The sequence below is a fragment of the Pseudomonas tremae genome (assembly GCF_001401155.1).
GTDB classification, from domain to species: Bacteria; Pseudomonadota; Gammaproteobacteria; order Pseudomonadales; family Pseudomonadaceae; genus Aquipseudomonas; species Aquipseudomonas tremae.
This window is the reverse complement of record NZ_LJRO01000305.1, coordinates 17,868-32,129: the sequence shown is the minus strand read 5'-3', so window position 1 is coordinate 32,129 and position 14,262 is coordinate 17,868. Positions and strand designations below refer to the sequence as shown.

The window sequence follows — 14,262 nt, the reverse complement described above, 5'->3', positions numbered from 1 at the left end:
ACGGGAGTCACCTCCCGAATGAAACGCATGCAAAACCTCTTGCACGCGACACAATTACATTTTCGGCATGCCGCCGCCGGGCAGCATTCCGCCCATGCCGCGCATCATTTTTGCCATTCCGCCCTTGGCGGAGAACTTTTTCATCATCTTCTGCATCTGCTTGTGCTGCTTGATCAGACGCCCGATGTCCTGGACCTGGGTCCCGGAACCCATGGCGATCCGGCGCTTGCGCGAACCGCTGATCAGCTCGGGATCCCGACGTTCGGCAGGGGTCATCGAGTTGATGATGGCTTCCATCTGCTTGAATTGCTTCTCTGCCGCGCCCTGGGCATTGCCCATCTGCGACAGGTTGACGCCACCAATGCTCGGCAGCTTGTCCATCAGGCCGCCGAGACCGCCCATGTTCTTCATCTGTTGCAACTGATCGCGGAAGTCTTCGAGATCGAAGCCCTTGCCCTTCTTGAGCTTTTTGGCAAGCTTGTCGGCCTTGTCCTTGTCGAGGGTCTGTTCGGCCTGCTCGATCAGGCTGAGCACGTCGCCCATGCCTAGAATCCGCGAGGCGATACGGTCCGGGTGGAACGGCTCCAGCGCCTCGCTCTTCTCGCCCATACCAATGAACTTGATCGGCTTGCCGGTGATTGCACGCACCGACAGTGCAGCACCGCCACGAGCATCGCCGTCGACCTTGGTAAGGATCACACCGGTCAGCGGCAACGCATCGCCGAAGGCCTTGGCGGTATTGGCCGCATCCTGGCCGGTCATGGCATCGACCACGAACAGCGTTTCGGCTGGCTTGGTCGCAGCGTGCAGCGCCTGAATCTCGCCCATCATCTCGACATCGACGTGCAGACGACCGGCGGTATCGACGATCACGACGTCGATGAACTTGAGCTTCGCTTCTTTTATGGCAGCCTGCGCGATCTCGACAGGCTTCTGACTGATATCGGAAGCAAAGAACGTGACGCCGATGTCGTTGGCCAGCGTTTCGAGCTGCTTGATGGCGGCAGGACGGTACACGTCGACCGACACCACCATGACGGTTTTTTTCTTGCGCTCTTTAAGGAAGCGCGCCAGCTTGCCAGCCGTGGTGGTCTTGCCCGCACCCTGCAGGCCCGCCATCAGGATCACGGCAGGCGGAGTGACATTGAGCACCAGGTCTTCGTTGGCGGCGCCCATCAGGCTTTCGAGTTCGGCCTGGACGATCTTCACGAACGCCTGACCCGGCGTCAGGCTGCGCGACACCTCGGTACCGACGGCGCGCTCCCTGACACTGTTGACGAAGTCTTTGACCACCGGCAAGGCGACGTCGGCTTCAAGCAACGCCATACGCACTTCGCGCAAGGTATCTTTGATATTGTCCTCGTTAAGCTTGGCCTTGCCAGTTACATGGCGCAGCGTCTGCGAGAGGCGGTCAGTCAGATTTTCAAACATGCGCGATCCTTTCAGGCTCTCGTCGAACCCCGGTTGATGCGGCCCGGCCCGTAATGCAGAAATGGCGCTCGGCGAGCCTGCGGCGTGAGCAGGTCGCGGATTATAGCGAAGACTCCGTCACACGGACACCACGCAGACTGCTTCTCTGGTCTTTCGTGATTTACCGGTTATATGCCAAACTCAGCGTCTTTCCAGGCCCGTCCATCAGGATCTATGTCCCCTTTGCCACCCAGCCTGCTTCCCAGCCTCGCCGCCGCCGCCCTTTATGCCGCCGCGACCGCCTACCAGGGCGTGCGCCTGAGCCAGACCGCCAGGCCCGACAAACGGCTGCTGTGCCTGCTCGGCACGCTCGCGGTCATTGCGCACGCCTTAGGTCTGTTTTCCCAACTGACGCACTCCGTCGGCCTTGGGCTGGACTTTTTCAACTCGGCCAGCCTCATTGCCGCCTCGGTGATCGCCGTCACACTGATCGCCACGTCGCGCATACCAGTGGAAAACCTGCTGGTGCTGCTGTTCCCGCTCGGTATGATCACCGTGCTGCTGGCGCAATTCGCGCCCAGCGGTACGGTGCAGCCGATCATGGAAGAACCGGGCATCCTCAGCCACATCCTGCTCTCGCTGCTGGCTTACGGGATGTTCACCATCGCGGTCTTTCAGGCTTTGCTGGTATTGGTGCAGGACCATCAGCTCAAGAACAAGCATCCGACCGGACTGATCAGAAACTTCCCGCCATTGCAGACCATGGAAAGCCTGCTGTTCGGCTTCCTGTGGGCTGGCTGGATACTGCTGTCGCTGTCGCTGCTCTCCGGGTGGCTGTTCGTCGAGAACCTGTTTGCCCAGCATCTGGTGCACAAGACCCTGCTCGCCTGCCTGGCCTGGATTGTATTCAGCGTGTTGCTGTGGGGACGCAACCGTCTCGGATGGCGTGGGCACAAGGCTATTCGCTGGACCCTGGGCGGTTTCTGCCTGCTGATGCTGGCCTATTTCGGCAGCAAGCTGGTACGCGAATTCATTCTGCACATCTGATGGCCTCTGATAATGGATAACTTGCCGCTCGGCCCGCTGCTTGGCGTAGTCGCCCTGCTGACTCTCTGGGCCGCCCTGCTGACGGCAGTCGAAACCGCTCACCATCAGCTCAAGACACTGCGCGCCGCCAGCCGCAAGGACGAAGCGGCGACGCTTCCCGATCTGGCTTTCAACCTGAACAGCCTGATTCTGTGCAACACCCTGATCAAGGTGTTGATCACCGTCATTGTCACACTCATCGCTGCCGGGTACTGGTTCTACAACGGACCGACCGTGGCGTGGCTGGCCACGTTCAGCGTCATGCTGGTTTTTGCCGAATACATACCGCGACGCCTCGCAAACCGCCATCCGGTAGAGACCCTGATGCTGGGCAATGGCGTATTGCGCATTCCGATGAAGATCGTCTGGCCGCTGGCCTACGTGTTCAACGTGCTTGCCAAGACCCTTCTGCGCCCGTTTCCGTCACGCCACGTACAACCTCAGAGCCAGGCCTTCGATGACGATTCGCACAAGGCCGTTCAGCAAGAGATTGTTCAGGAACATAACCCGCGTATCAACGTGCTTTCGGGCATCCGTGCGCTGGACAGCATTACCGTCAATGACATCCTGATACCCCGCAATGACGTTGACGGCGTCAACCTTGATGACCCGATAGAACTGATCATCGAACGCCTGATCATTTCCCGTCACACGCGCCTGCCGGTCTATCACAACGATATCAATCAGGTACAAGGGGTCATCAACACTCGCGACATCAGCCATCTGCTGCCCAAAGCCACGCTGACCAAGGAGCAATTGCTGGCGGTCTGCTACGAGCCTTATTTCGTCCCCGAAAGCACCCCGCTGCAATTGCAGCTGTTGAACTTTCACAAGCAGCAACGCCGCCTTGGCGTGGTGGTGGATGAGTACGGCGAAGTGCTGGGCATTGTTACCCTCGAAGACATTCTCGAAGAAATCGTCGGCGAGTTCGAGAGCGAGCAGAGGCTGGACAACCCTCACGTCAAACGCCAGGAAGACGGACGCCTCGAAGTCGAGGGTGCAGCGTCCATTCGCGAGCTGAACAAAAGCCTCGGCTGGCACCTGCCGTCCGATGGTCCGAAGACCCTCAACGGGCTGGTTACAGAAGCGCTAGAGACCATTCCCGAGGCTCCGGTCTGCCTGAAAATCGGGCCTTACCGCCTGGAGATACTCGAGACCGAGGACAACCGCGTCACTCGGGTAGCCATGTGGCACAACACGCTGGCGGGCACGTTAAAATAGATTCACGGGCGCCACCATTGCCTTTCGCCCCACTCTTCGCGTTATTCTCCCCCGCGCTTCACCCCAACCATAATAATCAACGCTTGCCGGGGCACGGCGCAGGCCGACCGGCGAGATGACTGTCAGGGAGTCCGCATGACCAATACTCTGCTCGCCCGTGAAGGTAATGACGCGCTCGCTACTCCAGTCAACTCAACAACCCGCGTAGCCACTGCCAGCTTCATTGGCACGGCCATCGAGTTCTACGACTTCTACGTTTACGCCACGGCAGCCGCACTGGTGATCGGCCCGGTGTTTTTCCCGCAGACGTCAGGCACTGCGCAAATGCTCTCGTCGTTTCTGACCTTCGGCATCGCCTTTCTTGCACGTCCTTTGGGGTCAGCGCTGTTCGGCCACTTCGGTGACCGCATAGGGCGCAAGTCGACACTGGTCGCGTCACTGCTGCTAATGGGGATCTGCACCACACTGATCGGAGTTTTGCCGGGCTATGCGACCATCGGCGCATGGGCGCCGATTCTGCTCTGCGTACTGCGCTTCGGTCAGGGGCTGGGGCTGGGCGGTGAATGGGGCGGCGCAGCCCTGCTGGCGACCGAGAACGCGCCAAAGGGCAAGCGCGCCTGGTTCGGCATGTTTCCGCAACTGGGCCCATCAATCGGATTTCTGGCCGCAAACGGTCTGTTTCTGGCACTGGCCATGACGCTGAACGACGATCAGTTCCGCGAGTGGGGCTGGCGAATCCCGTTTCTGCTCAGCGCAGTGCTAGTCATGGTCGGGCTCTACGTACGCCTGAAACTGGAAGAGACGCCGGTCTTCGCCAAAGCGATGGCAAGCCAACAACGCGTCAGCCTGCCTATCGTGGAAACCTTCGGTCAGCACTGGAGACCCATGCTTCTGGGTGCGGCATCGATGGTGGTGTGCTACGCGCTGTTTTATATCTCGACCGTGTTTTCGCTGAGCTATGGCGTTTCGACCCTGGGCTATACCCGCGAAACATTCCTCGGGCTGCTGTGCTTTGCCGTGTTGTTCATGGCCGCGGCCACACCGCTGGCGGCACTGGCAAGTGATCGCTTCGGGCGCAAGCCGGTGCTGGTTGTCGGTGGCGTGCTGGCAATTCTGTCGGGCTTCATCATGGAGCCGCTGCTGACCCACGGCAGCACCTGGGCAGTGGCCCTGTTCCTCTGTATCGAACTGTTTTTGATGGGCATCACCTTTGCCCCGATGGGCGCTCTGCTGCCAGAGCTGTTTCCGACGCAGATTCGTTACACGGGCGCATCCGCCGCTTACAACCTGGGTGGAATCGTGGGCGCCTCGGTGGCCCCCTTCTTTGCCCAGAAACTGGTAGCGATGGGCGGCTTGAGCTGGGTCGGCGGGTATGTTTCTGCAGCAGCGCTGATCAGCGTGCTGGCGGTCTTGAGCCTGAAGGAAACGAAAGACACAGAGCTTTGAACTGCAGGCTGCAGAAAGGGCCGGACGCCCTTTTCTGCAGCCTTGGGCTTACGACCTACAGTTCTACCTTGACCGCTTGAGCGGCCCGTGTCGCTTTGGCACGCGCAGCTTCGATCGACTCGTCACGAGCCAGGGCAACGCCCATTCGACGTTGACCGGCGACTTCCGGCTTGCCAAACAGACGCAACGCCGTGTCCGGTTCTGCCAGCGCGGCGCCCAGGTTGGCGAAGGCGGTCTGCGTAGAGTGACCTTCGACCAGAATCACTGCCGAGGCCGATGGACCAAACTGGCGAATCAACGGGATCGGCAGACCCAGAATGGCACGAGCGTGCAGAGCAAACTGGGAAAGGTCCTGAGAAATCAAGGTAACCAGTCCAGTGTCATGCGGGCGCGGCGAGACTTCGCTGAACCACACCTGATCACCCTTGATGAACAATTCGACGCCGAACATGCCACGCCCACCGAGAGCCTCGGTCACCGCCTTGGCAACACGCTCCGACTCTGCCAGGGCTACAGGGCTCATGACCTGTGGCTGCCAGGACTCCTGATAGTCACCTTTCTCCTGACGATGGCCCACTGGTGCACAGAATGTGGTGCCGCCCACGTGACGCACGGTCAGCAGGGTGATCTCGTAATCGAAGTCGATAAAGCCTTCGACGATGACGCGCCCTTTGCCGGCACGGCCGCCTTCCTGAGCGTAATCCCAAGCCTTTTGCACATCATCGGCGCTTTTCAGCAGGCTTTGCCCTTTGCCCGAAGAACTCATGACCGGCTTGACCACGCATGGGAAACCCAGGTCTTCGACAGCATTGCTGTAAGCCTCGAAGGTGTCGGCAAAGTGATACGGCGAGGTCGGCAGCTTCAATTCTTCCGCCGCCAGACGGCGAATGCCTTCGCGGTTCATGGTCAGCTGAGCGGCACGTGCAGTCGGAATGACCGTGAAGCCTTCAGCTTCGAGCTCGACCAGCGTTGCAGTGGCAATCGCTTCGATTTCCGGAACGATGAAATGCGGCTTCTCAGCCTCGATGACGGCACGCAAGGCCGCGCCATCGAGCATGTTGATGACGTGGCTGCGATGCGCGACCTGCATGGCGGGTGCGTTCTCATAACGGTCAACAGCGATCACCTCAACGCCGAGGCGCTGCAGTTCGATCACGACTTCCTTGCCCAGTTCGCCGCTGCCGCAGAACAGTACGCGAGTCGCGGTGGGCGACAGTGGAGTTCCGATTCGAGTCATCTCAGGTCCTCGTGAAGCAGATATCGAGAGCTGCACGCCTAATGCGAGCAACCGCAGTGAAGAAAGGCGCGCAATTTACCATGAAGCCCGGACAAATGGGTTTCAACCGGCGCAGGCACTGTTGCGCGCACGCCAGGCCATGATCATCCAGACAATAGTGACACCGGCGAACTTGGAGATCAGCGCGGTCAGCACGACGGGGGCGGTCAAGGCATCAATCATGCCGAAGAAGATGAAGGTATCGAGCGGAATGCTTAGTGCAGAGCTGATCCACAAACGGTCACGCAACGGCCGCTTGGTGATGCTGAAGACCAGCCAGTCGATGCACTCGGATACGGCAAACGCCGTGGCACTGGCCAGCGCGATAGTGGGATCGCTGGTGACATAAGACAGCACGAGCGCCGCCAGCATGGCGACGATTGCGCCATGCCCGAAGCGAATCTGCACCATGTCGCGCAGCACAAATACCAGACCGCCCCACGCTGACCAGATCATGTCCAGATGCGGCGCACTGGAAAAAGCGAAATTAATCAGCACGACGCTGCCGATGTAGGCGAGCAGAAAAAGCATGATCAGTGTGCCCCGCCCACCGTCCACATCAGCCCGCTGGCCCTGGCACGCTCGTCACACAGCCCCAGCACGACGCGACGCTCGTCGTTGCTCATTCGACTCCACCGTGTGATCTCGTCCACGGTGCGCTGGCAACCGGTGCAAATATCCTGCTCATCCAGCGCACAGATGCTGACGCACGGGGAACGGACTGGCTTTTCAACTATGGAATCTGTGGAATCGTTACTCATCAATCTTCCTGCACGGCCAGGTCGCGGGCATAGCGCCGGGCATTGTGAACGTAGTGGGCGGCGCTGGCCTCAAGCATCTTCTTCTGCACATCGGTGAGTTCGCGTATCACTTTGCCTGGTGAACCCATGACCAGCGAGCCGTCAGGAATGACCTTGCCCTCTGCAATCAGCGAGTTAGCGCCAATGATGCAGTATTTGCCAATTTTTGCTCCGTTGAGAATGACCGCATTGATACCGATCAGGCTATAGTCGTCGACACTGCAGCCGTGCAGCATGGCATTGTGACCGATGGTCACGCCCCTGCCGATCGCCAGCGGCGACCCCATGTCGGTGTGCATCACCGTGCCGTCTTGCACATTGCTGTTTTCACCGATGTGGATCAGCTCGTTATCGCCGCGCAAAACGGTGTTGAACCAGACACTCGCTCCGGCCTCAAGCCTGACATTGCCGATAAGCACGGCACTGGGCGCGACCCAGCTTTGCGGGTCGGTCTGAACACGGGATTCTCCCAGGCGAAACTTCATGCGGTTACCTCAGACTGGCCGCTCATGGCTCGGCTTGTTACAGATGATGGTTACAGGTGATGTAGCAATCGTCAGCTCAGGTGGTCGAGCGTTCAGGCGGATGATGCAGGCTGATTTTACTGTCGTACAGCACATTGACCAGTTCGACGATCATGATCGCGGTCAGCCCCCAGATCTTGTAACCGCCATAGCGATAACTGGGCACATACCAGCTCCGGCCCTCGTAATCGATGCGGTGCGTATGCTCGCGGGTGTCCTGACGAAAGAACTCGAGGGGTACGCTGAACACTGCCGCGATCTCGCCATCATTGGGGCGGTACTCGACAAAATCGGGGATGACCCCCACATAGGGTGTGACCTTGATCCCGTGCTTGGAGATCAACGGGCTGAGCGGACCGATAATTTCGACAAGGCCGGGAGGCAGGCCAATTTCCTCTTCCGCCTCGCGCAAAGCCGTGAAGATCAGATCGGGATCGCCCGGATCGCGTCGACCACCCGGAAAAGCCACCTCACCGCCATGAGTCGACAGGCCGCTGGCACGCAGGGTGAGGATCAGCTCGGGTTGTTCGCTGCGGGTGACAGGCACCAGCACGGCCGCCTCGGGGAAGCCTTGATCCGTGTCGAGAGTCTCTGGCGTGTGACTGACGACTCGGCGAAGTAGCTCATCCAGCATGGGAAATCTCGTTCTGTTGCCTGTCTGGCATCATGCACCAAAGCAACGTCGTGCCCAACCCCCTGCAAGGCAACTCAGATAAACCCGAGGGTTGCCGAGCTGCGGCACGACAGGCCAAGATAGCGACTGCGTTCACTATCGACTGAAAACATGAAATTCTGCAGCCAGTGCGGCAACCCGGTCATTCAGCGTATCCCCGAGGGCGACAGTCGTTTGCGGTACGTCTGCGAGCATTGTCATACCATCCATTACCAGAACCCGAATATTGTCGCGGGCTGTCTGGTGACGCTGGGTGAAAAGGTTTTGCTCTGCCGTCGCGCCATCGAGCCGCGTCTGGGCTTCTGGACATTGCCGGCCGGTTTCATGGAAAACGGCGAAACCGTCGAGCAGGCCGCGCGTCGGGAAACCGTCGAAGAAGCCTGCGCCACATTGGCCGGGCTACACTTGTATACGCTGATTGATGTTCCGCATATCAATCAGGTGCATGTTTTTTATCGTGCAGAAATGGCCTCCGAAACGTTCTCCGCCGGTATAGAGAGCCTGGAAGTGCAGTTATTCGACGAAGCCGACATTCCGTGGGCGGACCTGGCTTTCATGACGGTCAGGCGTACTCTAGAATGCTTCTTCGCGGATCGGCGTCGGCAGACTTACCCGGTTCATACCAGCGCCCTCCCCCCGTCACGTCCGATGCTGGACACCTGAGCCAGGGCTGCAAATAACATCGGCCTGTCATCGATAACGATCGTTATCCATGAATCAAGGCCGTCAGGGAAATCGTAATGCGCTGGTTGCTCGCGTTCTTCTGCATGTCATTCTTGCCACTGTCGCAGGCTGCTTTCACGCAGACTATTGTGCCCAAGGGCAGCGAACAGAAAATCATCAACAATAAAGTTATCAATACCGAAAGCATTGCCAGCAAGAAGATCGACAAGGTGCTGGTACTCAAATCGGCGCGTCAGTTGCAGTTGATCAGCGACGGTGAAGCCTTGAAGACCTATCGCATCTCCTTGGGTAAAAACCCCAAGGGCACCAAACTTCAGGAAGGCGATCAACGTACTCCGGAGGGTTTCTACTGGCTCGACTGGCGCAAGCCCAGTAACAATTACAACCTGTCGATGCACATTTCCTACCCGAACATCACCGACTCGGCGCGGGCGCGCAACGAAGGCGTCAAACCGGGCAGCATGATCATGATCCACGGCACGCCGGTGGATGAGGAATATCCAGAGTGGTATTTCCACACCCTCGACTGGACCAACGGCTGCATTGCGATGAAGAACAACGACATGCGCGAAGTCTGGGACTTGGTGAAAGACGGGACAATGATCGAAATTCGGCCCTGATCATTGCAAAGGGTTAGAGCGCTGCCCCACGCAATCAAGACCAGACGCAGAGCGTCTAGAACTGCATGCCAACGCGGAGCATTGGCACAATAATCAGCCTGACGCTCAGCGTTGCAATGCCTTTCCGGACGCTCTGCGTCCAGCCCTGGATGCGCCTCAGAACTCTTCCAGACGCCATACTTCGTAAGCAGGCGTTTCATAGGGATGACTCTGTTTGAGCGCCACTACCGCTTGCGCGATCAGTTCGTCCGCAACGACCAGCTCGACTTTCCATTCGTCCACCTGCTCGACCACGCCACTCTGCCCGAGAAATGGCTGACTGCCATTCAGCGGGCGGAACTGGCCTTGGCCGAGTACCTGCCATGAGCATTGATCGTAAGCACCGATTCGCCCTGCACCAGCTGCGAATACAGCGCTCTTGACCTCGTTTACATGGCTCGCTGGCACAAAGAAAGCGAGCTTGTACACGAGCCTTAGTTAACCCACGCCCGCGCATTGCGGAACATGCGCATCCAGGCCGCATCTTCATTCCAGTCCTCTGGACGCCACGAGTTCTGCACCGCGCGGAACACCCGCTCCGGGTGCGGCATCATGATGGTGACGCGACCGTCGAGGGTGGTCATGCCGCCGATACCCCGTGGCGAGCCATTCGGGTTGGCCGGATAGGCTTCTGTGACCTTGCCGTGGTTGTCCACGAAACGCAGTGCCACGGTACCGGAGACGTCTGCCTCGAGCAGCGCATCGTCGTTGCGGAATTCCGCATGACCTTCGCCGTGCGCGATGGCGATAGGCATGCGCGAACCGGCCATGCCTTGCAGGAAGATCGACGCCGACTCCTGCACCTGCACCATTGCCACGCGCGCTTCGAATTGCTCGGAGCGGTTACGTACAAAGTGCGGCCAGAACTCGCTCCCTGGAATCAGCTCATGCAGATTGGAGAGCATCTGGCAGCCATTGCACACGCCCAGCGTAAAGCTGTCGGAACGCTCGAAGAAGCCCTGGAACGCATCACGCGCGCGGCTGTTGAACAACGCCGACTTGGCCCAGCCTTCGCCGGCACCCAACACGTCGCCGTAAGAAAAGCCGCCACAAGCCACCATGCCCTTGAAGTCGTTCAGATCGACACGACCGGCGAGGATGTCACTCATGTGTACGTCGATTGCGTTGAAACCGGCGCGGTCAAAGGCTGCAGCCATCTCGACCTGACCGTTGACGCCCTGCTCGCGCAGAACGGCCACTTGAGGGCGGATACCAGTCTTGATGTAAGGCGCAGCGATATCTTCGTTGACGTCGAAGCCCAGTTTGACAGTCAAACCCGGGTTATCTTCTTCCAGCAGTGCGTCGAACTCCTGATCGGCACACTCGGCGTTGTCGCGCAGGCGCTGGATCTGGTAGCTGGTCTCGGCCCATTGACGCTGCAACAGACGGCGCTGGCCGCTGAACACCGGCTCGCCGTGGAAGCTGATCGACACTTCGTCGTTATTGATCGGCTGCCCGATCACCGCAACGCAATCCGCCAGACCAGCCGCGCTGAATTGCGTCAGCACCAGAGGCGTAGCGTCCTGACGAACCTGGATGACCGCACCCAGCTCTTCATTGAACAGGATGGCCGCGATTTCTGAAACATTGTCAGCCAGACCGTCGAGGTGCAGGTTAAGGCCGCAGTGACCGGCGAACGCCATTTCCAGCGTGCTGACCAGCAGACCGCCATCAGAACGGTCGTGGTAGGAAAGAATATGGCCATCGGCGTTCAGGCCCTGAATCACGGTGAAGAATGCTTTCAGGTCTTCCGCATCGTCGACATCCGGTGCGACGCGCCCAAGTTTGCCGTGCGTCTGCGCAAGGATCGAGGCGCCCATGCGGTTCTGGCCACGACCCAGGTCGATCAGGATCAGGTCAGTGATGCCCTTGTCCATGCGCAGTTCGGGCGTGAGGGTCTGACGGATATCGACCACCGGCGCAAAGCCGGTCACGATAAGCGACAGCGGCGAAGTCACACTTTTCTCGGTGCCTTCGTCGCTCCATCGGGTCTTCATGGACATCGAGTCCTTGCCCACTGGAATAGTAATCCCCAGTTCCGGGCAAAGCTCCATGCCGACCGCTTTCACGGTGTCATACAGACGCGCATCTTCGCCGGGATGCCCGGCAGCCGACATCCAGTTAGCCGACAGCTTGATGTCGGACAGCTTGGCAATACGCGAGGCGGCAATGTTAGTCAGCGTCTCGCCGATCGCCATGCGGCCCGAAGCCGGGGCATCCAGCAGCGCCAGCGGTGTGCGCTCGCCCATAGCCATTGCTTCACCGGTGTTGACGTCAAAGCTGGTCGCCGTCACGGCGCAATCAGCCACAGGCACCTGCCAGGGGCCGACCATCTGATCGCGAGCCACAAGGCCTGTGATGCTGCGGTCACCGATGGTAATCAGGAAGCTTTTGCTGGCCACGGCCGGGTGACGAAGCACACGCTGCACACTTTCTTCGATGTCCAGCGTACTCGGGTCGAAATCATCGCCGATCTCGGCTTCACGCTCGACCGAGCGGTGCATGCGCGGCGCCTTGCCGAGCAGCACTTCCAGCGGCATGTCCACCGGGCTGTTGCCGAAGTGGCTGTCGGTCACGGTCAGTTGTGGCTCGGCAGTGGCTTCGCCGACCACTGCAAACGGGCAGCGCTCACGCTCACAGATAGCCTTGAAGCGCTCGAAGTCTTCGACGCCGACCGCGAGCACATAACGCTCCTGTGATTCGTTGCTCCAGATTTCCAGCGGGGCCATGCCCGGCTCGTCATTGGGCACGTTACGCAGCTCGAAACGACCGCCGCGATCGCCATCATTGACCAGTTCAGGGAAGGCATTGGACAAACCACCGGCACCGACGTCATGGATAAAGCTGATCGGGTTGCGATCGCCCAGCTGCCAGCAGCGGTCGATGACTTCCTGACAACGACGCTCCATTTCAGGGTTTTCACGCTGAACAGAAGCGAAATCAAGGTCTGCAGAGCTGGTGCCAGTCGCCATCGAAGACGCCGCGCCGCCGCCCAGACCGATCAGCATGGCCGGACCGCCCAGCACGATCAGCTTGGAACCGACAGTAATCTCGCCCTTCTGGACGTGATCTTCGCGGATATTGCCCATACCGCCTGCCAGCATGATCGGCTTGTGGTAACCACGCACCTCATCACCATGCGGCGTAGTAATGGATTGCTCGAAGGTGCGGAAATAACCCGTCAGTGCAGGACGGCCGAACTCGTTATTGAACGCCGCGCCACCCAGCGGGCCTTCAATCATGATGTCCAGCGCCGTCACGATGCGCTCGGGCTTGCCATAAGGCACTTCCCAAGGCTGCACGAAACCGGGGATCTGCAAGTTGGACACGGTGAAACCGGTCAGACCGGCCTTGGGCTTGGCGCCGCGACCGGTTGCACCTTCGTCGCGAATCTCGCCGCCGGAACCGGTGGCTGCGCCAGGAAACGGAGCGATCGCAGTCGGGTGGTTATGGGTCTCGACCTTCATCAGAATGTGCACCGGCTCCTGTACCGCACCGTACTGGCGGGTTTCAGGGTCCGGGAAGAAGCGCCCGGCGACGTTGCCGACGATCACCGACGCGTTGTCCTTGTAAGCGGACAGCACACCTTCGCTGTGCATCTGATAGGTGTTCTTGATCATGCCGAACAGGCTTTTTTCCTGGCTTTGCCCGTCGATGTCCCAACTGGCGTTGAAAATCTTGTGGCGGCAATGCTCGGAGTTCGCCTGGGCAAACATCATCAGCTCGATGTCATGAGGGTTGCGCCCCAGGCCATTGAAGCTGGTGATCAGGTAATCGATTTCATCTTCGGCAAGGGCCAGGCCCAGTTCGACGTTGGCCTTCTCCAGCGCAGCACGACCGCCTCCCAGAATGTCCACAGCGGTCAGCGGCTTTGGCTGAGCGTGACTGAACAGACCCGCGGCCTGGTCGTGATCACCCAATACCAGCTGCGTCATGCGGTCGTGCAGGCTGTCGGCGATGGCCTGAGCTTCTGTTTCACTGAACTGGCCTTCTACATAGAAGGCAATCCCGCGCTCGATGCGCTGAATTTTGCTCAGACCGCAGTTGCGAGCGATATCGCTGGCCTTGCTCGACCAGGGAGAAATGGTGCCAAAACGTGGCAACACCAGAAACAGACGACCACTCGGCTCTTGAACCGGCACGCTTGGGCCGTATTTCAGGAGACGGTCGAGAACCTGCTGTTCTTCGCTGGTCAGAACGTCGGTGACGTCAGCGAAGTGGGCGAATTCGGCGTACAAGCCACTGACAGCTGAAACTTTTTGTTTCAGTTGTTCCAGTAATTTGCTGTGGCGAAAGGCAGAAAGGGCAGGAGCACCGCGCAGGATCAACATCTTCGGGACAGCCTCGAGAAGGGGTGTGCTTTGAGGCCGCGTATTCTAGCCTAAACCGGGCCTTTGATCACTCAAAACGGCAGCCCCTCATGCGCCCAAATGTCGCTGCGCTCGAAAAAAGCCGACAAATGCCTGAAAAATACCTTCGCCTA

General features: G+C 59.2%; 12 protein-coding genes and 1 pseudogene. 5 read left to right on the top strand and 8 right to left on the bottom strand.

Going from position 1 to position 14,262, the window contains the following annotated elements; all coding sequences use genetic code 11:
- Positions 1–54 precede the first annotated feature (54 nt).
- Positions 55–1,431, bottom strand: a complete 1,377-nt coding sequence (ffh, locus tag ALO43_RS17085) for a signal recognition particle protein (protein WP_024671790.1) — start codon at positions 1,429–1,431, stop codon at positions 55–57.
- Between the two features lie 213 nt (positions 1,432–1,644).
- Here ffh and ALO43_RS17080 point away from each other — a divergent pair, with 213 nt between their 5' ends.
- The 3 genes from ALO43_RS17080 to ALO43_RS17070 all read left to right on the top strand — a co-directional run bounded on the left by ALO43_RS17080 (position 1,645) and on the right by ALO43_RS17070 (position 5,163).
- Positions 1,645–2,457, top strand: a complete 813-nt coding sequence (locus tag ALO43_RS17080; RefSeq protein WP_005891690.1) for a cytochrome C assembly family protein — start codon at positions 1,645–1,647, stop codon at positions 2,455–2,457.
- Between the two features lie 12 nt (positions 2,458–2,469).
- Complete coding sequence (locus ALO43_RS17075; protein WP_053480437.1) at positions 2,470–3,717, top strand: CNNM domain-containing protein; 1,248 nt, start codon at positions 2,470–2,472, stop codon at positions 3,715–3,717.
- A gap of 135 nt (positions 3,718–3,852) precedes the next feature.
- A complete protein-coding gene (locus ALO43_RS17070; protein WP_024691346.1) occupies positions 3,853–5,163 on the top strand; it encodes an MFS transporter in 1,311 nt (436 codons plus the stop codon).
- A gap of 55 nt (positions 5,164–5,218) precedes the next feature.
- On the opposite strand, the gene purT is transcribed toward ALO43_RS17070, so the two are convergent.
- The 5 genes from purT to ALO43_RS17045 form a co-directional block, all read right to left on the bottom strand.
- Positions 5,219–6,400, bottom strand: coding sequence for a formate-dependent phosphoribosylglycinamide formyltransferase (purT, locus tag ALO43_RS17065; RefSeq protein ID WP_005891684.1), 1,182 nt, complete (start codon positions 6,398–6,400; stop codon positions 5,219–5,221).
- A 102-nt stretch (positions 6,401–6,502) separates the two neighbouring features.
- Positions 6,503–6,970 carry a VUT family protein gene (locus tag ALO43_RS17060; protein ID WP_005891683.1) on the bottom strand — a complete coding sequence of 156 codons (468 nt, stop codon included), beginning with the start codon at positions 6,968–6,970 and terminating at the stop codon, positions 6,503–6,505.
- Positions 6,971–6,972: 2 nt separating this feature from the next.
- Positions 6,973–7,200, bottom strand: a complete 228-nt coding sequence (locus ALO43_RS17055) for a DUF1289 domain-containing protein (protein WP_054997845.1) — start codon at positions 7,198–7,200, stop codon at positions 6,973–6,975.
- Complete coding sequence (locus ALO43_RS17050; RefSeq protein ID WP_005891681.1) at positions 7,200–7,724, bottom strand: gamma carbonic anhydrase family protein; 525 nt, start codon at positions 7,722–7,724, stop codon at positions 7,200–7,202. Before ALO43_RS17050 ends, ALO43_RS17055 begins: the two co-directional genes overlap by 1 nt.
- A 76-nt stretch (positions 7,725–7,800) precedes the next feature.
- Positions 7,801–8,397, bottom strand: a complete 597-nt coding sequence (locus tag ALO43_RS17045; RefSeq protein WP_024671787.1) for a CoA pyrophosphatase — start codon at positions 8,395–8,397, stop codon at positions 7,801–7,803.
- 150 nt (positions 8,398–8,547) lie between these two features.
- On the opposite strand from ALO43_RS17045, the gene ALO43_RS17040 reads away from it, so the two are divergent.
- Positions 8,548–9,099: an NUDIX hydrolase gene (locus ALO43_RS17040; protein ID WP_005891679.1), complete on the top strand. Its 552-nt coding sequence runs from the start codon at positions 8,548–8,550 to the stop codon at positions 9,097–9,099.
- Between the two features lie 221 nt (positions 9,100–9,320).
- Positions 9,321–9,740 (top strand): annotated as a pseudogene (locus ALO43_RS17035) (L,D-transpeptidase family protein); the annotation flags it as partial.
- 156 nt (positions 9,741–9,896) lie between these two features.
- On the opposite strand, the gene ALO43_RS17030 reads toward ALO43_RS17035, so the two are convergent.
- Both ALO43_RS17030 and purL read right to left on the bottom strand, forming a co-directional pair.
- Positions 9,897–10,208 carry a YqfO family protein gene (locus tag ALO43_RS17030; RefSeq protein WP_054997844.1) on the bottom strand — a complete coding sequence of 104 codons (312 nt, stop codon included), beginning with the start codon at positions 10,206–10,208 and terminating at the stop codon, positions 9,897–9,899.
- Positions 10,209–10,213: 5 nt separating this feature from the next.
- Positions 10,214–14,110 (bottom strand): phosphoribosylformylglycinamidine synthase, encoded by a 3,897-nt coding sequence (gene purL, locus ALO43_RS17025; protein WP_005891676.1) that lies wholly within the window; start codon positions 14,108–14,110, stop codon positions 10,214–10,216.
- Positions 14,111–14,262: the final 152 nt, after the last annotated feature.